A 20,051-nucleotide genomic window follows, 5' to 3' on the forward strand; every position below is an offset into this window, starting at 1 on the left:
GTTCAGCGGTGGGGCGCCTCGGGTGAGCCGGTGCCGCTGTCCTCGCCGCCGCCCTCATCACCGCCGCCGTCACGGCCCTCACCGCCGTCCTGCTCCCCCTCGGCGGACGGGCCGCCGGCACTGCGGGCGCCCTCGGTGTACCCCAGGGTCCCGTCCAGCAGGGAGGCCAGGTCGGCGTCCATCTCGGCGTCCATGTCCTGGGCCATGCGGCGCATGGTCAGGAAGTCCTCGGGGTTGACCAGCTCGGCGGGGCTGGGCATGACGTCGGGGTGCTGCCACAGGGCGTCGCGCTCGGCGATGCCGGCGCTGGCGCCCAGGTGGGTCCACAGCTGGGCCGCCTCCCGCGCCCGGCGCGGCCGGAAGGTCAGGCCGATGAGGCGGGCGAAGACCTGCTCGGCGGGCCCCCCGTGGGCGCGGCGCCGTCGGATCATCTCGGCCAGGGCCATGGCGTGGGGCAGGTGGGGGGCGACGGCCTGGGCGGTGACCACCTCGACCCAGCCCTCCACCAGGGCGAGAAGGGTCTCCAGCCGCTCCAGGGCCTCACGCTGCTGGCGGGTCTCCTGAGGGGCGAACATGCCGCCCTCCAGGGCTGCGCGCAGTGCCTCGGGGTCGTGCGGGTCGACCTGGGCGACGGCGGATTCCAGGGCCTCGGTGTCGATGCGGATCTCCCGGGCGTAGGCCTCCACCGCCCCCATCACCTGGCCGCGCAGCCAGGGGACGTGGGCGTAGAGGCGCGCGGTGGCGGCCTCGCGCACCGCCAGGAACATGCGGATCTCGGAGGCCTCGATCTCCAGGCCCTCGGCGAAGGCGGTGACATTGGCCGGAAGCAGGGCGGTGCCCGGCTCGCGCGTCAGGGGCAGCCCGGTGTCGGTGGCGCCCAGGGCCTCGGTGGCCAGGGTGCCCACCGCCTGGCCCACCTGGAGCCCGAAGGCGGTGCCCGACATGGTGCGCATGATCGAGCCCAGGGCGCCCATCTGCTGGGCCGCCTGCCCCATCTCCTCGGGCAGCTCGCGGATCTGCTTCTCCAGGGTGGCGGACAGGGCCGCGGTGACCGCCTCGGCCACGGGGGCGCAGACCTCCTTCCACACCGGCAGGGTCCGCTCCACCCAGCCGCTGCGCGTCCAGGCCTCGCGCGCCCCGGGGGCGGGCATGAGCTCGGTGGCGGTGTCCAGCCACAGGTCGGCGACCTGGAGTGCCTGGCGGAAGGCCTCGGCCTGCGAGGCGCTGACCACCGGGTCGCCGTCCCGGCGCGCCTGCTGGAGGGCCAGGTCCTGGCCCATGCCCCAGTTGATCGGCTCAGCCGGGGAGGCGTGGAACATCTGCTGGAACTGGGCGCGGATGGCGAGCAGCTGGCCGGGGCTGAGCTGGGAGACATCGGCCATCCCCGGCATCTGGGCCAGGGACTCGGCATCGACGCCGGAGGAGCGCAGGGCCGCCACGGCGTCGGCCGCCATCTGCTCGCCGAACAGGGAGGAGAGCATCTGCTCCAGCTCATCGAAGGGGTCGGCGCTCATGGATCTCCTCTTGTCATCCTCTGGATCATCCTCTCAGCTGCCTGCAACACCGGTATCGTCCCACACATTCCTGGGCCGCCCCGGTGAGCTCCGTGAGGAGCCCCAGTGCGCCACGCCTCGCGCAGCGCCGCGCATCTCCCAGGAAGATGCACCATGATGTGGCTGTGACCCAGCCGGATCAGCCACCCTCGCACCAGTCCCCCGCCCAGGAGCAGGCCGGGGCGCCGCCGCACCCCGGGGGTGCGGGGCGCCCACCCGTGGCCCGGATACGGCGCCGCGCCCTCCAGGCCACGACCCTGGTCGTGATCCTGGGGCTCATCATCGCGGCCTTCACCGTTCCGGTGGACAAGGTCATCGAGGCCCCCGGCCCCACCTGGAACGTCCTGGCCGCCGGCTCCTCGGACTCCGCCGGCGCCGCCGGCGCCACCGGCGCCTCCCAGGAGGACCTGCTGACCGTCCAGGGCGTGCCGACCTACCCCACCGAGGGCGAGCTGCGGATGACCACGATCTCGCTCAACGGCTGCCCCGGCTACCCGGTGACCACGGTCGATGTCCTGGTGGCCCTGCTGTCCCGCGACCGTGCGGTGCTGGACCGCGACGAGATCTGTCCCAAGGAGGTCACTGAGGAGGAGATCCGCGCCACCAACCAGGCGGCCATGACCAGCTCGCAGGACTCCGCCGTGGTCGCCGCCCTCAACGAGGTCGGGATGGCCGACCACCTGAGCCTGCAGGTCGGTGGTATCGCGCCGGAGCAGACCTCCTCCGATCTCCAGCAGGGCGACACCCTCAGGGCCCTGACCCCCCAGGGCGGGCAGCGCACGGCGATCACCTCCTACAACCAGCTGCGCGAGCTCATGACCACGATCCCCACCGGCACCGCGGTCACCCTGGAGATCGAGCGCGACGGGCAGGAGACCACCGCGGCCCTGACCACCATCGAGAGCCCCGAGGGCAAGGGCTCGCTGCTGGGCGTCATGATCCACTTCGAGGTCAGCCCCCAAGTCGATGTGTCCTTCGCGCTGTCCGATGTGGGAGGGCCCAGCGCCGGCCTCATGTTCGCCCTGGGGATCGTCGATGAGATCACCCCCGGATCGCTCACCGGCGGCCGGAGCATCGCCGGGACCGGCACGATCGCCCTGGACGGAACGGTGGGGCCCATCGGCGGCATCCGGCAGAAGATGGCCGGCGCCTCCCAGGCCGGCTCCGACTACTTCCTGGCGCCGATGGACAACTGCGGCGAGGTGGTGGGCCACGAGCCCGAGGGCATGACGGTCTATGCCGTGGGCTCCCTCCACGAGGGCGTCGAGGTGGTCCAGGCCATTGCCGCAGGGAATGCCTCCGGCCTGGCCACCTGCCAGAACCCGAACCCGGCCGGACAGTAGGCGACCCCGGTTATCCACAGCTTTTACCACAGGGTGAGCGCCGCCTGATCATCGCGGTGGCAGCCCGACGGCGCGCATGCCACGGTGATGCGCAGGCGCCCGCAGGACCGCGGGTGCCGGGGCCCGCCGTCGTGCCGGCCCCTGGGGGCGCGCACCAGGAGCGTGGTCGCGCCGGCGAGGCCTGGGAGGGCGCGGGCATGAGGAGGCAGCGGCCATGAGGATCCGTGGATACAGGGCCGTGCTGTGGCGTGAGCCGGGAGTCAGCCAGGTGGGCACCGAGACGGCGCACGCCACCATCGTCAGGGGGCTGAGCACCGCCGAGCAGCACTTCCTCGACCAGTTCCCCACCGCGATGAGCAGGGGCAGCGTCTACCACCTGGCACGGCGCACCCAGGTGCCGGTCTCTCGCGCCCGGCGCATCGTGGAGGACCTGGAGGCCCACGGCGCCGTGGAGCGCCGGCCCGGGGCCGAGCCGAGCACGCCCGACGAGGTCTACTGGGACCGCCTCGGAGGTGACGCCCGGGGCCGCGGCCGTGTCCTGGACTCGGCCACCGTGGCCCTCTACGGCTCGGGCGCCCTGCCCCAGGAGATCGCGCTGCTGCTGGCCGAGGCCGGAGTGGGCACGATCCTGTCCCCCACCGCGGAGGAGGACGGCCTGGAGGCGCTCCTGGCCCACCACGCCCCCACCGTGCGCACCCGCGCCGGCCTGGGCGCGCACCCCGATCTGGTGATCACCGTCGAGCCCCATGTCATCGACCCGCTGCGGGCCCGCCGCCTGGCCCAGGAGGGGCTGGCCCACCTGCCGGTGCTCGTGCGCGAGGTCAGCGTGCGGGTGGGGCCGGTCCTGGGCGAGGAGGTGTGCGCCACCTGCCTGGACCTGTGGGAGCGGGACGCCGACCCCTGCTGGCCCGCCCTGGCCACCCAGATGCGCACCCTGGCGGAGCCTGAGGTCGAGCGGCTCCTGGCCCATCAGGCCGCGGCCCTGGCGGCCCGGGCAGCCATCGACGCGCTGATGGACTCTGCCAGCCCCTCCCCCGGTGCCGGGGCCGCGGCGCCCCAGGACCGGTCGGGCGAGCACCTGCCCTGGGGCCGCCACAGTATCGAGCTGAGCGGCACCGACCCGCTGGGCCTGCGGCGCCGCTGGCCGCCCCACCCCGAGTGCCTGTGCGCCGCCCTGCCGTAAGACCCGCGCCCCACGGGCCCGTGCCTGCGCCCCAGTGCAGAGCCTCCCGGGGCGCGGTCCTGCGCCGGCGCGAGGGGCGCCGGTGCTCAGAGCTCGGCGCCGGTGCCTGAGCGCACCACGGCCAGCACATCGGCGCCGTAGTCCTGGAGCTTGGTGGCCCCCACGCCGCGGATGAGGGAGAGCTGGGGCAGGGTGGTGGGCTTGACCTCGGCGATATCGCGCAGGGTGGCATCGGCGAAGACCGTGTAGGCGGGCCGCGAGCGCTCCTTGGCCGCCGTGGCCCTCCAGGCCCGCAGCATCTCGAACAGGGCCAGGGTCTGCTCATCAGCGGTGGCCTCGAAGTCGGCGGCGGCCTGCTTGGCACGGGCCCGGTGGGAGGCGGCCGACTCGCCGCGCCCGGCGGGGCGGCGCCCGGCGGGGCGCTCCTGGGGCCAGATGCCCTCCAGGAAGCGGGAGGGCTTGCGCGAGGCCCGGCCCCCGGCGCTGCGGACCCGCGCGTAGGAGATGACCAGGTGCTCGCGGGCGCGGGTGACCCCCACGTAGAGCAGGCGCCGCTCCTCCTCGATCGCGGCCTGCCCCTCGGCCAGGGAGATGGGCAGCAGGCCCTCGCAGGCGCCCACCAGCAGGACCGCATCCCACTCCAGGCCCTTGGCGGCGTGCAGGGAGGACAGGGTGACGCCGTCGACCACGGGGGCGTTCTGGGCCTCGGCGCGCTCGCGCAGCTCGGCATGGAGGGCATCGAGGTCGGCGCCGCGGGCCGAGGCCAGCTCGTCGGCCAGGACCACCAGGGCGTTGAGGGAGTCCCAGCGCTCGCGCACGGCCCCGCGGGCGGCGGGGGGCTCGGCGCTCCACCCCTCGCGGGCCAGGACCATGCGCACGTCCTGGCCCAGGTCCCCGGTGAGGGAGGCCTTCTCGGTGCGGGCGGCCCCCAGGATGACGGCCATGGCCCGCTTGACCTCCTCGCGCTCGAAGAAGCGCTCCCCACCGCGCACCAGGTAGCCGATCTGGGCTTCGGCCAGGGCCTGCTCGATGACCTCGGACTGGGAGTTGGTGCGGTAGAGCACGGCGATCTGGCTCAGGGGCACGCCCTCGGATCGCAGTCGCTGGACCTGGGCGACCACGCCCTGGGCCTCGCGGACGTCGTCGTCGTGGATCTCGTAGCGCACGGCGGGGCCCGAGGGGCGCTGGGCGACCAGCTCGACGGCGCCGGTGGGCAGGCGCAGGTGCCCGCCGGAGCGCCGGGTGCCGGCCAGGACCCGGTTGGCCAGGGAGACGACCTGGGGGGTGGAGCGGTAGTCGCGGCTGAGCCGCACGGTGCGGGCGCCCTCGTAGCGCTGGGCGAAGCCGGTGAGGAAGGCGGGGGTGGCGCCGGTGAAGGAGTAGATGGTCTGGGAGACGTCCCCCACGACGCACAGCTGGCGGCGCCGCCCCAGCCACAGGTCGAGCAGGCGCTGCTGGAGGGGTGAGACGTCCTGGTACTCGTCGACGACGAAGTGCTTGTACTGGCTGCGCACCTGGGAGGCGATGTCGTCGCGGTCCAGCAGGATGCCGATCTGCAGGAGCAGGACGTCCTCGAAGTCGATGACGCCGCGCTCGGTCTTGGCCTCCTCGTAGAGGCGCAGGACCTGGGCGATGGTCTCCGGCTCCATGCCGCCGGCCGCGTCGGTGCGCCCGGCGGCGGTGGCCTTGATGGCGTAGTCCTCGGGCAGGGTCATGGTGACCTTGGCCCATTCGACCTCGGCGGCCAGGTCGCGCACGGTGGCGCGGTCGGTGGGCAGGCCCAGGCGCCGGGCGGCGGCCCCCACGAGGGGGGCCTTGTAGGACTGGATCTCGGGTCGGCGCCCGCCGATGGCGGTGGGCCAGAAGTAGGTGAGCTGGCGCAGGGCCGCGGAGTGGAAGGTGCGGGCCTGGACCCCGGGGATGCCCAGGTCGGCCAGGCGCGAGCGCATCTCCCCCGCGGCGCGGGCGGTGAAGGTCACGGCCAGGACCTGGGTGGGCTGGTAGGCGCCGGTGGCCACGCCGTGGGCGATGCGGTAGGTGATGGCGCGGGTCTTGCCGGTGCCCGCGCCGGCCAGGACGCACAGGGGCCCCTCGAGGTGCTCGGCGACCTCGCGCTGGTCGGGGTCCAGGGCGTCCAGGAGGCTGGAGGCCTGCGCGGGCCCGGGCGGTGGGGTGGAGGTGCGCGGCGCGGGGCGGGGGGCGGAGGGGGTCATCGGGCACAGCCTGCCACAGCGTGAAAACTCCATGCACACAGACGACCAACTTCTCAACCACCTCAACAATACAGGATTTCATTTATCTTTCGATAATGCATCCAAATCCAAAATCGCCCTCCTGATCGCCCTGAGATCTTGCATTGGAACATCAATCTCCGCCTCTAGATCACCCTCATCACCGCCAGGCAAAAAAGATCGTGGTTCATTCTGAGTTCTTATTAAATCTACATAAGCTCCGTAATCAATTGTCCAGACATCAAACCTCTCTCCCGGCACATCCTGAGCCGAATAACCTCGTCGAACAATATGGAGAACTCTAGCGTCGAACAACTTTAGTAAGACTGGATTATTCGAGTCCCTCTGATTAACAAGGAATCCCCTTGATTTCTTCTCTCTAATTACGTCATCGACGATCCTATGAAGCATTCTAGTTGCATCAGAATCGGATTGAAGCGCATTCTCCTTGTCGGCTTGATACCAACTTCTCGCAGCACTTCTCACATCCTTCATAGAGATTTTTTTACCTCCTGCCGATAGGGCTGCTTTTCCTGCGATATTGAGTGCATCTCGAGGTACACCCTCAGACGCGCGAACCAACTCTTCGAAAGCTCTCCTATCCGAAAATAACTGGCTAATCATTTCCTCTTCACGAAGAACTCGATCACTGAGAAGACCGCCACCCCTGCCAGACATCAGATGCTTATGGAAAAGGCCTTTAAAGAAACTTGTCGACCTCTCCTCATGTTGTTCATACACCATATAGTCGTCTAGGTTCAGATTCGCCGCAAAATCAGCACCTAACTCTATACCCACAAGTTGATCACCACAGTAGTCTCGAAAATTGCTCTGCTGTTCAATAGCGGCAATTTTAACGGTAATTGCTGAGACTGGAGATAAGCCCCGAACAATAAACTCCCCCAGCAGCGGCTGAAGATCAGACGGTACGCTACTCCATTCGTCCAGCAATATCCAAAGCCTTCTTTTCCCTAGATTACCGGCGAACGACCGTAGAGCATTGACTATGGGAGAGAACTCCAGGAATACTTCCTCATCTCCTTCTCTTGCCATTGTTGATCGACCAGAACTTCCGACCTCGTGCTGGCTAGCCGAAGAATACGATAGGGCGGGATTTGAAGAAGCGCCAAGAGATAGATTTTCATTAGAAACTATCGAATTCGTCCGAGACGACTCCACCCCGACGTTTACTGGGCCAACAATGCGAACTTTAGAAATTGCGTCGACGAGACGATCGAGATTATCTACAATTGACGGATTATTAACTAGATCTTCATCGTTTACGACGATCTCAAATATATGATCTCTCACGTTCCCGAGAAGGTCTACCAGCAATCTAGCTGCCCGCTCCGTAGTCTTTACTTCGTTTCCATTAAAGAGCCCATTGGCGGACCCGATCTGCCTCAGATCAACATATACAGGAATATCTCCCAACTCTAGGACTTGGGTTTCGAGGTATCTAAATGCATGAGTCTTGCCCGTACCACGCCGCCCGTACATGACCTGATTATCGATTGTCTCAAGCGCCACGGTAACACCAGAGTCTTCGAATGTTCGGCGTAACTCTTCAACCTGCTGCTGATCCGCCCTTTTCGGGATCGCATTCAGAGCTCGATTAAATATCGAAATCAAATCAACTTCTCCTATCTGGACAATGAATAAACAATTCATCGCGACATTGATGTGACGGTCAGTATCGAAAATGCAGTGACGCAGATCTCATTGCTTCCTTTTTGGTGGCGATAAAGCACAAACGAACACTCTCGCCCGTTTTGCTCATTCCACTGAATCTTACTACCTTAATAGGGATGCCAATAATATTGGCTACCATGAATCTCGGGTACGAGAATATTGAAAGTAGATTCATCTGGAGGTTAGTTCACTTAAACATCTATCAATCTATATAATTCACCTGCCCCTACTCCCTTAAAATAGCGCGCTTTAAACACATCTTACCATAGGGTGGCCCGTCCCATTGTGATCCAACCTGACATCATTCTAGGACACCGATGCCCGTTACCTTGTTGGTGGCCCTCCTCTCGTCATGGGATGGGGCCGCCGTACCAGTCCTCGATGAGGGCCCGCCCGATGGAGGTGGCCCCCGGCAGGATGATGCTCCCCCGGGCCACGGCCGCGGCCAGCTCGCTGCGGGAGACGAGCAGGACCTCGGTGACCTCCTCGCCGTCGGGTCGGGGGCGCCGGCTGCCCGGGGCGAGCCGCGCCCGGTAGCCGACCATGAGGGAGCGGGGGAAGGGCCAGGGCTGGGAGCCCGCGTACTCCACCCGGGACACCTCCAGCCCCGTCTCCTCGGCCACCTCGCGCACGACGGCGGCCTCCAGGGGCTCGCCCGCCTCCACATAGCCGGCGACCACCGAGTAGCGCCCCTGGGGCCAGGTGGCGCCGTGGACCATGACGAGGCGGTCGTCCTCATCGGTGGCCGCGACGATGACGGCCGGATCAGTGCGCGGGAAGTGGGTGGTGGAGCACACTGCGCAGCGCCGCGCCCACCCCGCCTCCACCGGGCGGGTCGCCCCCGCGCAGCCCGGGCAGTAGGTCGAGGAGGCGTGCCAGGCGGCCAGGGCGGCGGCCGCGGTGGCCAGGCCCGCGTCGCGCGCGCTCATCCGCGCCCCCACCGAGCGCAAGGGGATGAGCGGGTAGCGCTCCAGCAGGCGGCGCAGGCCCGGGCGCTGCGTGCCCGCGCCCTCGGCGTCACGGCCACCCGCGGGCGCGGCGGGGGCCTCGGGCACCTCCAGCTCGGTGGGCACGACGACGGCCAGCCAGCTGGTCCCCGCAGGCCCCTGCGCCCGGCCCGCCTCCATGACGGCCTGAGGGGCGGCGCCCTGAGCGGTGCCCTCCGATGGTGCGCCGCCCCGGGGGCGGCCCTCCTGCTCAGCCCGCCCGGTGCGGCCCAGGTAGATGGTCGTCAGGCCCTCCAGCTCCTGCGGATCCAGGTCGGCGGCAGTGATCCGCGGCAGGCGGTCCTCCTGCGGCGTCGGCGCGCTGCGCCCCTCGGGCCCGCCGGAGGAGGCGCGGGCGGCGGGCGGCTCCCAGCCCGGCGAGCCCTCCTGCCTCGAGTGGTGGGGCCCGGAGGCGTCGTCGAGGGCGCCGCCGGCAGCCGCCGGAGGCATGGGCCGGGTCGCCGAGCCTGAGGAGGCGCCCACCGGCGCCGGGCCCACCGGGCCGGGGCGGCGCAGCGCCACCCTGCCGCGGGCGTCGATGAGCACCAGCCGCGTGGAGGGGTCCCGGGACAGCTCGGCGACCAGCCCGGGCCGGCTGCGGCGCTCGGCGTCGCGGGCGTGACGGGAGCGGGACAGGGGCAGCCAGTCGGTCATCATGGCCCAACCCTCCACCGTCGTGGCCCCGGCGCCCTCCAGGCTCGCCGGGATGGCGACGCCGCGGGCCGCAGCGCCCGCTGCCTCCCGGCCGGGCCCAGTGCCCAGCCCCGGCCGGCCGGGCCCAGTGCCCAGCCCCGCCCGGCCGGGCCCAGTGCCCAGCCCCGCCCGGCCGGCCGCGGCGCCCGAGGGCCGGCGCGGATATCCGGCGCCGGCCCTCGGGCGCAGGAGCATCGTGGCGGGCCTACCCGCGCAGGATCTGCTCGAACTCCTCCTTGGAGGCGTAGGAGGACTGGGTGCCCCGCTTGGTCACCGAGTCCGCCGAGTAGCGGTTGGCCATCTCCAGGGAGGCGGCCGTATCGCCGGTGGAGACCAGGAAGTGGCCGAAGCAGCCGATGAAGGCGTCCCCCGCGCCGGTGGTGTCGCGCGCCTCGACCGCTACACCGGGGATGAGCCGGTCCTCGGTGCGGGTCATCCACAGGGCGCCACGCGAGCCCAGGGTGACGATGACATTGGCGATCCCCACCTCCAGCAGGACCGCCGCCGCGTTGCGCACGTCGTCGAGGCTGTCCACGGGCATGCCGGTCAGCAGGGACAGCTCGCTCTCGTTGGGCACGATGTACTGGCAGTCGCGCACCTTCTCCAGCTCCAGGTCGGGCTGGGCCGGGGCCGGGTTGAGCAGCACCGGGATGGAGTGGCGCTTACCCAGGGCCACCGCCTCGTAGACCGTCTCCAGGGGGATCTCGAGCTGCAGGACGATGAGCCGGCAGGAGGCGATGTCCTCTTCGGCGCGCAGCACGTCCTCGGGGGTGAGCAGGGCGTTGGCGCCCTTGACGATGAGGATGGAGTTGCGCGACTCCTCATCGACGAAGATGGGCGCCACGCCGCTGGCGGCCTGGGTGGGCAGGACGAGGTCGGTGTCGATGCCGTTGCGCCGGTAGTTCTCGATGGTGCTCTGGGCGAAGAGGTCGTTGCCGACCCGGGTGAGCATGAGCACCCGGGAGCCGAGCCGGGAGGCGCTGACCGCCTGGTTGGCCCCCTTGCCGCCGAAGCCCATGGCGAAGTCGGGCGCCTCGACGGTCTCGCCCTCGCTGGGCATGCGGGTGATGTAGGTGATGAGGTCCATGTTGCTGGACCCGATGACGGCGATGTCCTTGCCGCCCCCGCCGGCGCTGCTCGCAGTGCCTGGCAGGTTGGTGCGATCGGCTGCCATGTCAGTCCTCCTTGAGTCCCGTGGTCACAGTGAAGGACCGGCTCTCGCCCGCCCCGAGGCTGATGAGGGTGCCGGCCTCCCGGGCGGCGATGAGGCCCTCGGGCCGGGAGGTGCCCGGCAGGACGAAGGAGGCCACCTTCTGGTCGGGATTGTGCAGGATCCAGCGTGTGGCCACCGGGAACTCCCTGCCCGAGAAGCGGGTCTGGAAGACATGCCCCTGGGGGGAGGCGATCTCGAAGACGAGCTCGTCGTCGTAGCGCTCCAGGCTGTCGGCGAAGTAGACGATCTCGGGGTCGAAGGCGGTGGCCCCCTCCAGGGAGTCGGCGTCCATCCTCCCGGCCAGGATCTCCTCGTTGATCCGCTCCCACGCGGGGTTGGGGGTCACATGCGCCGGCACGGTGCGCCGCAGCTGGAAGGAGCCCTCGGGCAGGGACTGGCTCATGACGCCGTCGGGCACGAAGGCGTAGTTCATGTGGCACATGTACTGCAGTGGCATCGGGGCGTAGGCCGAGAGGTTGGTGACCTCCATGCCGATGGTCATCATGGACGAGCCCGCGCGCATCTCCACATGGGGCCGGGCCCGGTAGTGGCTGCCGAAGCCCATGACGTACTCGTAGGAGGAGACGATCCGCACGGCGTCGGCCTCGACCTCCAGCCAGGCCTCGTCCATGGGCGCGCAGGGGAACTCCCCGTGCAGGGGGTGGTCGTCCTCGGGGGCGGGGCAGCCGGCGGCCAGCAGGCCCGCGTGGAAGGCGAAGCAGCCGTAGGTGCCGATGATCTCCCGGGCGGGCTGGGGCTGGGAGAACATGTTGTCCATCCGCAGGCTCACGCCGTCCATCTGGGCGTCCCAGATGATCTGGCCCATGAAGGGCAGGACCTCGATCAGGCCCCGGGAGTTGGTCAGCCTCAGCGAGGCCACCCCGGAGGGGTAGCGCAGGGCCCGGGCCTCGAAGTCCTGGGAGCGCAGGATGGTGCGCGCCTCGGTGTTGAACAGTTCCGGATGCAGGGGGATGGTGGTGCTCATGTGCTCACTCGGCTTTCTCGCGGCGCGCTGAGGCGCGGTACTCGGACATGAAGTAGATCAGGACGGCGGCGAAGCACAGCAGGGAGACCAGGAAGGAGACCTGCAGGGAGCCGATGGTGTCGGAGACCAGGCCCTGGATGACCGGGATGACCGCACCGCCGATGATGGACATGACGATGACGGCGCCTCCGGTCTCGGTGTGGCGCTTGTCCTCGATGCTGTCCAGGGTGCGGGCGTAGATGGTGGCCCAGCAGGGGCCGAACAGGCCCGAGGTGATCACTGCGGCATAGACCGAGGACATATTGGGCGCCAGGACCACCCACAGGAGGGTGATGACCCCCAGGATCGAGTAGGCCACCAGGACCAGGTCCTCGTTGAAGCGGGTCATGAGGACATTGGCGATGAACTTGCCCACGAAGAAGGCCACGAAGGCGGCGATGACGAAGTTGGCGGCGGTGCGCTCATTGAGCGAGTCATCCAGGTTCAGGGCCAGGCGGATGGTGAAGGACCACACGGCCGTCTGCATGCCCACGTAGAGGAACTGGGTGAGGATGCCCATGCGGAAGCGCCCATTGCGCGCCAGGTAGGACAGGGTCTCCCCGATGGTGGCCTTGGCCTCCTCGTGGCGGTGGTTGAGGGGCTTGCAGTGCGGGAACTGGGTGATGGCCACCATGATGGCCAGGATGACCAGCACCACGATGATGACCCGGTAGGGGGCCAGGGTGCGCTGCAGGGCGGCCTCGGCCACCTGCTGGCGCTCCAGCCCGGTCAGGGAGGCCAGGCGGCTGTGCAGGGCCTCGCCGTCGGTGAAGATGAGGTACTTGCCCAGCACCGCGCCGGCCAGGAACCCCAGGGGCGTGAAGGTCTGGGAGATGTTGAGCCGCAGGGTCGAGGAGCGCTTGGGCCCGATCATCGAGGAGTAGGTGTTGGCGGATGTCTCCAGGAAGGACAGGCCCACGGCGATGGCGAACAGGGCCGCCAGGAACACCGAGTAGGTGGCCACATGCGAGGCCGGGAAGAACAGCGTGCAGCCCACGATGTAGACGACCAGGCCGATGAGCAGCCCCGTCTTGTAGCTGGTGCGCCGGATGATCCGCGAGGAGGGGATGGCGATGAGGAAGTAGCCGCCGTAGAAGGCCGACTGGACGAAGGCCGAGGCGAAGTCCGACAGGGTGAAGACGGACTTGAACTGGGTGATGAGGATGTCGTTGAGGCTCGCGGCGGCGCCCCACATGGGGAAGCAGATCGACAGCAGGATGTACTGGAACATCGGGGTGCGGTCGAGGTAGCCGTCGGGCAGCTGGGTGGTGGGGTCCTTGATGAGCCCCCAGGACGGCGCGGCGGGGTGGGCGGTGTCGCTGGGCGCGGTCGTGGTGCTGGTCATGACCGGCCTCCCGTCAGTGCCGGCCGGGTGCGGCCGGCGTGCCGGGCGGCAGTGGTCGTCTGCGACCGCGGCTGGGCGTGGTCGATGGTGCGCGACAGTGGTACCACGGGAACTCCTTTGTCCGAATGCGCGGCAGTGCCTCGATGTCCTCGATGACGCTGCCCCGGCGGCGCCTTCTGCGCTGCCGGGCGTGACCGGAACGTAGCAATCCACCAGGAGTCAGCACGAGCCCCCGCCGAACGAATGTTCCGCCACTGATTCGCTGCTATGGCAACGAAAAATCGGCATGGAGGCGCCGCCAGGGGCGGGATGTTGGCGCAGAGGTGCTCACTTGGAACATCTGTGCCTCACGGCCCCTGGCGCCCCGGCAGCGGCCTGGGCGGCGGCCCGGGCGGCTCACTGCCGGGGCGCCAGAGCGTCGTCGATCTCCAGGACGCCGCGGGCGGCCGAGACGTCGGTGATGAGCCGGTTGACGTAACCGTTGGCCAGGGCCGCCCGGATCACCGGCGCCTTGGCCTCGCCCCCGGCCACGAGGATCCTCTGCTCCTTGCGGCGCAGCTCGGCCAGGGTGATGCCGGTGGTGCGGTGGGTCAGGTCGGGCAGGCAGATCCTGCCGTGGACGTCGATGAAGTGCGAGCACAGGTCCCCGGCGCCGCGCTCGATGAGGGCTTCGCGCTCGGCGTCGCTGAGCACCTCGTGGCCCAGGTGCTGGAGGTCGGAGTGGATCTCCCCCACGGTGAACAGGGCGATGCGCACCTGGTCGACCATCTCCCTGAGGCGGCGCCCCTGGGGCGCGCGGTGCAGGTCGTTGCGCTCGGCGATGCTCCCCAGCACCAGTGGCATGCCCAGTGGGTGGAGGCGGGCGTCGAAGGCCTGCGCCATCCGCACGAGGCAGGCCTCCTCGTCGAGCCCCCGGTCGGCGGGCAGCAGGCCGCGGGCCATCTGGACGAGCTCGACGTGGTGGCGGGGCACGGGCTCCAGGGATCGGGCGAGCTCGACCAGGGTGCGTGAGCCCACGACCCCGATGCGGTCCCCGTCGCGGACCAGGGTGGACAGCAGACGGGCCCCCTCCCGGCCCAGGGCGGCGCGCAGCAGGTCCTCCCCCGGGCCGACGGGGCTGACGAGCCGAACGTCGAGCAGGTTGAAGCGCTCGCGCAGGGTCTCCAGGAGCATGGGGTCCTGCTCGCGGGGGTCGTGGATCTCGATGCGCACGAAGCCGCGCCGGTGGGCGTAGGCCAGCAGCTTGGAGACGGTAGGCCGCGAGACGTGCAGGCGCTGGGCGACCTCCTGCTGGGTGAGCCCGGCGTAGTAGAGCTTGGCGGCATCCAGGGCCTGGACCTCCTTGGCCGACAGTCTCGACGCGTATGCCGTCATGCCCGCCTCCCCGCGCTCCGCGGCGCTCCGTACCCTGGTCCGATTCCTGCTCCGATCCGCCCAGCCTAACGGCCCGCCCCCACCCCGCTGCACATCTTCAAGCCGGATTCGGGCCCTGGGCCCCGACTTTCCCGCATGATGCCGTTGCCGCCCGATCTGAAGATGTGCAGCACCCCTCCCGTTGCACATCTTCAAGTCCGATCCGGGCCCCGGACCCCGACTTTCCGGCATGATGCCGTCGGCGCTCGGTCTGAAGATGTGCAGCCGGGGCCGATAGGGTGGGGGCATGCCCGCGCGCGCCTACCTTGATCACGCCGCCTCCAGTCCCATCCGCCCCGAGGTGGCCGAGCAGGTGGCGCAGGATCTGTCCGAGGGGCTGGGAGGGTGGGCCAATCCCAGCTCCCAGCATGCCTCGGGCAGGCGGATGGCGGGGCTGCTGGCCCAGGCTCGTGCCAGGATCGCCCGGGCGCTGGGGGTCGATGCCCATGAGGTGGTCCTGACCTCCGGCGGTACTGAGGCAAGCGCGCTGATGATCGCCGGCCGGGCGCGCGCTGTGCCAGGTGGGCGCCTGGTGGTCTCCCCCATTGAGCATCCGGCGGTGCTGGACTCTGCCCGCGCGGCTGTCGAGCAGCTGGGGGCGGGCCTGAGCCTCCTGGAGGTCGATGGCGCCGGGCGGGTCGGGCTCGACAGCCTCACCGCGAGTCTGAGCGCCAGCAGCGGCGCGGGCCCCGCCGGCGATCCGGGCGGCGCGGGCTCCCGTGCGCGCCCGACTGGGGCCGACACCGGCCCGCCCCGGCGCGGCCGGGTCAGCCTGGTCTCGGTGATGGCCGCCAATAACGAGACCGGGGTGGTTCAGGACATGGCGGCGGTGGTCGGTCGGGTGCGGCGGGCCACGGGGGTCGAGCGTCCTGGGCAGCCGGGGTACGTGCCGGTGCACTGCGACGCCGTGGCGGCCCTGGGCAAGACGGTTGTGGATTTCCGTGGGTGGGGGCTGGATGCGATGAGCCTGAGCGGCCACAAGCTGGGCGCTCCGGTGGGGGTGGGGGCCCTGGTGGTCCGCCGTGAGGTGGATCTGCGGCCGGTAACGGGCGGGGGCGGCCAGGAGCGGGGGGTCCGCTCGGGCACGCAGGATGTCATCGGTGCACGGGCGCTGGCGCTGGCCGTGGAGCTGGCGGTGGGCGAGCGCGAGGCGGAGGCGGTGCGCCTGGGGGCGCTGCGCGACAGACTGCTGCGGGAGGCCACTGCCCTGGAGGGGGTGCATGCCACGCTTCCCGCCGATGCGGCCCACCTGCCCTCCACTGCCCACCTGTGGTTCGAGGGGGCTCAGGCCGAGGCGCTGCTCATGGCCCTGGACCTGGCGGGGATCGATGCCTCGGCGGGCTCGGCCTGCCATGCCGGGGTGCATGGCCCCAGCCATGTGCTGCTGGCAATGGGGTTGGGGCAAGATGCGGCCCGCTCGACGCTGCGGGTCAGCCTGGGGCCGGGCTCCACTGAACGGGATGTCGAGCGCCTGGTGACGGCGCTGCCCGGCGCCGTGGACGCGGCTCGTCGGATGCGTGCGGCTGCAGGCCCGGGGCACTCCCCCGCCCCACAGCGCCGGGAGATGTGAGGCCGGGCCCGGCATCGGTCTCCCCGCCCTTACAAGTCCCCGCAGGCATTCCCTCAATCGCCGAGGACTCGGTCACCAGGAGGGCCGCGCAGCGCCTCACGGATCCTGATCCCGCATTCCGGCGTCGTAGCCGGCGGCTGTAGTCTGCCCTGGTCCTTCCAGCCGCCGGACTGACCCGAACGATCAAGGAGCCCCCATGCGAGTCCTGGCCGCCCTGTCCGGCGGGGTCGACTCCGCCGTGGCCGCGGCGCGCGCCGTGGAGGCGGGCCACGAGGTGGTGGGTGTGCACATGGCCCTGTCCCGCCAGCGCGCCCAGAGCCGCGCGGGCTCGCGGGGCTGCTGCTCCATCGAGGACGCCTCCGATGCTCGCTGGGCGGCCCAGATCCTGGGCATCCCCTTCTATGTCTGGGACCTGTCCGAGGAGTTCGAGGACCTGGTGGTGGCCGACTTCCTGGCCGAGTACCGGGCCGGGCGCACCCCCAACCCGTGCGTGCGCTGCAATGAGCGGGTCAAGTTCGACGTCCTGCTCAGCCGCGCCCTGGCCATGGGCTTCGACGCCGTGGCCACCGGCCACTACGCCCGCCTTGAGGGGGGCGCGGCCGCCGGTCGGCCCGGTGAGGCCCGGGGCCTGAGTCTGCGCCGGGCGGCCGACGGCGCCAAGGACCAGTCCTATGTGCTGGCGGTCTCGGGCCGCCAGGGCCTGGCCCGGGCCCTGTTCCCCCTGGGGGACGCCCCCTCCAAGGCGGCCGTGCGCGCCGAGGCCGAGGCCCGGGGCCTGCCGGTGGCCGCCAAGCCCGACTCCTACGACATCTGCTTCGTGGCCGACGGCGACACCCGCGGCTTCCTGTCCCGCTCCCTGGGTACCCGCGAGGGCGCCATGGTCTCCCCCGACGGCGAGGTACTGGGCTCCCACGAGGGGTACTTCGGCTTCACCGTGGGCCAGCGCAAGGGGCTGGGGCTGGACCGCCCGGCCCCCGATGGCCGCCCCCGCTACGTCATCGAGACGCGCCCGGCCACCAACGAGGTCGTCGTCGGCCCCGCCGAGCTGCTCAGCCGGAGCCGGGTGGAGGGCACGGGCCTGGTGCTGCTGGCCGACCCCGAGCCGCTCACGGCAGGCCGGACCGGGCAGCCCGATCAGCACCAGCAGCCGGCCGAGGACCGGGGCCAGGGTGCTGGTCAGGGCGGGAGCCGGCACGAGGGCCCGGACACCCTCCCGGACCGGGGACTGCGGGGCTGGCGGGGCGCGGCGGTCCAGGTGCGGGCCCACGGCCGGGCCGTGCCCGCCGACGTCATCGTCGATGAGCGCGCCGCCACCCTGGTGGCCGAGTTGCACGAGCCGCTTCGGGGCCTGGCGGCCGGACAGTCCGTCGTCGTCTACGGCGGGCCGGGCGGCGAGCAGGTCCTGGCCCAGGCGACCGTGGCCTGAGCCCCCGGGCCGGCGCACACCCCCACGTACAGCCCCGGGCGCCGTCGCCCGAGCGGCGAGCCCGGCCTCCCCCGCCAGGGCCGGCGGCGGGGGCCGCCTGGCTGGCAGGGGGAGGCCGGGCTCGCCGGGCCGGCCGGTTGGCTCAACGCAGCGAGGTGTGCTTCTCGATGGCCCGCACCGCCCACCAGGCCAGCACGGCGGCCAGGATCCAGGTGGCGGGCAGGAAGCCCAGGCCCAGGATCTGGGGCTCGGAGTCGGTGCGCACCGACTCCAGGAAGGAGCCGAGCATGAACTCGGTGCCCAGCTCCCCCGTGGTCAGGTCCAGGCTGAGGGGCACCAGCATCATGGAGACCAGGGTCACCACCTGGCTGACCGCATAGAGGATGACGAAGCCGATGACGGGGGCGGCGAAGCCCAGGTGGTTCCACCTCCCCTGCGCCCCGATGCTCATCAGGGCGGTGTCCATGACCATCCAGGCCAGGCACATGAGCAGGGCGGTCAGGGCCAGGAGCAGGCACCGCCAAGCCCCCAGGGTCTCGATCGCCTCGCGCATGGGCTCCCAGGCCTGGGACAGGCCGACCCCCTGGATGTGCGCGTTGACAAGGAAGGTCACCACCACGCCCGCCAGGCTGACGACGGCCGCCACGGCCGAGGCCAGCACGCCATAGGCGACCTTGGCGGCGTAGATGAGGCGCCCCCGCACCGGGATGACCATGGTCAGGTAGCCGCGCTGGCCATACATGGACTGCCAGTACTCCACGAGGCAGTGGATGAACACGGCGTAGGCGGGCACCATGAAGGCCCCGGCGGCCAGGAGCATGGCGAAGGGGCTCAGCGTGGGGACATCGAGCAGGCCGACGCCGATGAGCCCGGCCCCCACCAGGAGGCAGACCCCCACGATGGTCAGGTGGGTGCGGACCAGGCAGCGGGCTTCGTGGGCGATCAGTGTGGTGAGCATCAGCGGTACTCCTTGCGGAACAGGGCGTCCAGGCTCATGACGCGGGCCTGGCGCAGGTCGTCGGCGTCGCCGGCCAGGAGCAGCCGGCCGTCCTTGAGGAAGACGGCCGAGTCGATGATGGGCTCGACGTCGGCGATGAGGTGGGTGGAGATGATCATGAGGGCCTGGGGATCGAAGTCGGTGAGGACCCCGTCCAGGATGATGTCGCGGGCGGCGGGGTCGACCCCGGAGATGGGCTCGTCCAGGAGGTAGACGCGGGCGCGCCGCGACATGGCCAGGGCGATGCGCAGCTTCTCGCCCATGCCCTTGCTCATCTCCTTCAGGCTCCGCTCGGCGGGCAGCTGGAAGAAGTCGATGAGGCGGCGGGCCCTGTCGGCGTCGAAGTCGGCGAAGAACCGGGAGAACACGGCCACAGACTGCTCGGGGGTCTGGGACGAGGCCAGGAAGGAGGCATCGGGCAGGAAGGAGACCAGGGCCTTGGAGGCCGGGCCCGGGGCGTGCCCGGCGATGCTCACGCTGCCCTGGTAGTCCGACAGGACGCCGGCCAGGATCTTCAGCAGCGTGGTCTTGCCGCAGCCGTTGGCCCCCATGAGGCCCACGATGCGCCCGGCGGGCAGCTCCAGGCTCAGGTCCTGCAGGGCCGGCCTGCCGCGGTAGGCCTTGGTCAGGCCGCTGACGGCGACGAGGGGCGGGGCGCCGTCGTAGGAGGCGATGAACGCCGAGGCCGCAGGCGCCGTCGGCGATGCGGCGGGAGGTGTGGTGGTCTGACTGGTGACCGGTGGCCGCTCATCGGCGGGCCTGGCGGCGGGTACCGCGCTCATGGTGCTTCTCCTTGGGTGGCGGTGCCGTGCGCCGCCCAGCGCTCGGCCAGGATGGCGCTGGCTTGGGCGAGGTCCATGCCCAGGGCGGCGACGGCGGCGATGTAGGTGTCGGTGGCGCTACCGGCCAGCTCGCGCCGGGCCGCGTCGAGGGCCGCGGGATCCGCGGTGACGAAGCGGCCGGCGGTGCGCTCGGCGGCACTCAGTCCGGAGCGGTCGAGCTCGGCCAGGGCGCGCTGGACGGTGTTGGGGTTGACGCCGGCCTGCGTGGCGAGCTCGCGCACGCTGGGGATCCGGCTTCCTGGAGGCCACTGGCCGGAGACGATGCGCACTCGGAAGTCGTCGACCAGCTGGATCCAGATCGGTCGGGCGTCGTCGATGCGCATCGCGCCTCCGTGGGTGGCGGGTGGACAGGGGCTCATGAGCGCAGCGGAAGGGGCTCGTCAGCCCCTTCTGTATGACTGCACTAATACAGTGACACAGCGAGGCGGCGCCGTCAAGCGCTCTGCGCCCCTTCCCCACAACCCTGCGCGGGATCACCACCCTGCGCTCAGGACCCTCCGGCTCCAACAAGGGCATCGTTCGGCGGCTCGACGTCGCCCA

At 70.3% G+C, this 20,051-nt stretch carries 15 protein-coding genes; 4 read left to right on the forward strand and 11 right to left on the reverse strand.

Annotation, left to right across the window (positions count from 1 at the left end; all coding sequences use genetic code 11):
• Positions 1 to 2 precede the first annotated feature (2 nt).
• On the reverse strand, positions 3 to 1,514 hold the full coding sequence (locus tag MANAM107_RS01530; protein WP_223910230.1) for a zinc-dependent metalloprotease: 1,512 nt from the start codon (positions 1,512 to 1,514) through the stop codon (positions 3 to 5).
• A gap of 164 nt (positions 1,515 to 1,678) precedes the next feature.
• Between MANAM107_RS01530 and MANAM107_RS13010 the strand changes: the two genes are divergently transcribed.
• Both MANAM107_RS13010 and MANAM107_RS01540 read left to right on the forward strand, forming a co-directional pair.
• Complete coding sequence (locus tag MANAM107_RS13010) at positions 1,679 to 2,896, forward strand: YlbL family protein (protein WP_263421910.1); 1,218 nt, start codon at positions 1,679 to 1,681, stop codon at positions 2,894 to 2,896.
• Between the two features lie 214 nt (positions 2,897 to 3,110).
• Positions 3,111 to 4,079, forward strand: coding sequence for a helix-turn-helix domain-containing protein (locus MANAM107_RS01540; RefSeq protein ID WP_223910233.1), 969 nt, complete (start codon positions 3,111 to 3,113; stop codon positions 4,077 to 4,079).
• 86 nt (positions 4,080 to 4,165) lie between these two features.
• Here MANAM107_RS01540 and MANAM107_RS01545 read toward each other — a convergent pair whose 3' ends face one another.
• From MANAM107_RS01545 to MANAM107_RS01575, 7 genes are all read right to left on the reverse strand, one after another.
• Positions 4,166 to 6,292 carry an ATP-dependent helicase gene (locus tag MANAM107_RS01545; RefSeq protein ID WP_223910236.1) on the reverse strand — a complete coding sequence of 709 codons (2,127 nt, stop codon included), beginning with the start codon at positions 6,290 to 6,292 and terminating at the stop codon, positions 4,166 to 4,168.
• 78 nt (positions 6,293 to 6,370) lie between these two features.
• The gene (locus MANAM107_RS01550; protein ID WP_223910239.1) at positions 6,371 to 7,981 is read right to left on the reverse strand and encodes a P-loop NTPase family protein; all 1,611 of its coding nucleotides are present in this window, start codon (positions 7,979 to 7,981) and stop codon (positions 6,371 to 6,373) included.
• Positions 7,982 to 8,352: 371 nt separating this feature from the next.
• Positions 8,353 to 9,876 carry an NAD(+) diphosphatase gene (nudC, locus tag MANAM107_RS01555; RefSeq protein WP_308443629.1) on the reverse strand — a complete coding sequence of 508 codons (1,524 nt, stop codon included), beginning with the start codon at positions 9,874 to 9,876 and terminating at the stop codon, positions 8,353 to 8,355.
• A 10-nt stretch (positions 9,877 to 9,886) separates the two neighbouring features.
• Positions 9,887 to 10,855, reverse strand: a complete 969-nt coding sequence (rbsK, locus tag MANAM107_RS01560; protein ID WP_223910242.1) for a ribokinase — start codon at positions 10,853 to 10,855, stop codon at positions 9,887 to 9,889.
• A gap of 1 nt (position 10,856) precedes the next feature.
• Complete coding sequence (locus MANAM107_RS01565; protein ID WP_223910245.1) at positions 10,857 to 11,879, reverse strand: aldose 1-epimerase family protein; 1,023 nt, start codon at positions 11,877 to 11,879, stop codon at positions 10,857 to 10,859.
• A 4-nt stretch (positions 11,880 to 11,883) separates the two neighbouring features.
• A complete protein-coding gene (fucP, locus tag MANAM107_RS01570; protein WP_223910248.1) occupies positions 11,884 to 13,263 on the reverse strand; it encodes an L-fucose:H+ symporter permease in 1,380 nt (459 codons plus the stop codon).
• Between the two features lie 396 nt (positions 13,264 to 13,659).
• On the reverse strand, positions 13,660 to 14,637 hold the full coding sequence (locus MANAM107_RS01575; RefSeq protein WP_223910250.1) for a sugar-binding transcriptional regulator: 978 nt from the start codon (positions 14,635 to 14,637) through the stop codon (positions 13,660 to 13,662).
• A gap of 286 nt (positions 14,638 to 14,923) precedes the next feature.
• On the opposite strand from MANAM107_RS01575, the gene MANAM107_RS01580 reads away from it, so the two are divergent.
• Positions 14,924 to 16,246 carry a cysteine desulfurase family protein gene (locus MANAM107_RS01580; RefSeq protein WP_223910253.1) on the forward strand — a complete coding sequence of 441 codons (1,323 nt, stop codon included), beginning with the start codon at positions 14,924 to 14,926 and terminating at the stop codon, positions 16,244 to 16,246.
• A 196-nt stretch (positions 16,247 to 16,442) separates the two neighbouring features.
• Positions 16,443 to 17,672: a tRNA 2-thiouridine(34) synthase MnmA gene (gene mnmA / locus MANAM107_RS01585; RefSeq protein WP_223910256.1), complete on the forward strand. Its 1,230-nt coding sequence runs from the start codon at positions 16,443 to 16,445 to the stop codon at positions 17,670 to 17,672.
• A gap of 142 nt (positions 17,673 to 17,814) precedes the next feature.
• On the opposite strand, the gene MANAM107_RS01590 is transcribed toward mnmA, so the two are convergent.
• From MANAM107_RS01590 to MANAM107_RS01600, 3 genes are read right to left on the reverse strand one after another with little or no spacing between them, the layout of a single operon-like run.
• Entirely contained in the window at positions 17,815 to 18,630 is an 816-nt protein-coding gene (locus tag MANAM107_RS01590; protein ID WP_223910259.1) for a hypothetical protein, read from the reverse strand.
• The gene (locus MANAM107_RS01595) at positions 18,630 to 19,451 is read right to left on the reverse strand and encodes an ABC transporter ATP-binding protein (protein WP_223910262.1); all 822 of its coding nucleotides are present in this window, start codon (positions 19,449 to 19,451) and stop codon (positions 18,630 to 18,632) included. The genes MANAM107_RS01590 and MANAM107_RS01595 overlap by 1 nt, the downstream gene beginning before the upstream one ends.
• On the reverse strand, positions 19,448 to 19,834 hold the full coding sequence (locus tag MANAM107_RS01600; RefSeq protein WP_223912708.1) for a GntR family transcriptional regulator: 387 nt from the start codon (positions 19,832 to 19,834) through the stop codon (positions 19,448 to 19,450). Before MANAM107_RS01600 ends, MANAM107_RS01595 begins: the two co-directional genes overlap by 4 nt.
• Between the last annotated feature and the right edge of the window lie 217 nt (positions 19,835 to 20,051).

The organism is Actinomyces capricornis (assembly GCF_019974135.1).
Lineage (GTDB): Bacteria > Actinomycetota > Actinomycetes > Actinomycetales > Actinomycetaceae > Actinomyces > Actinomyces capricornis.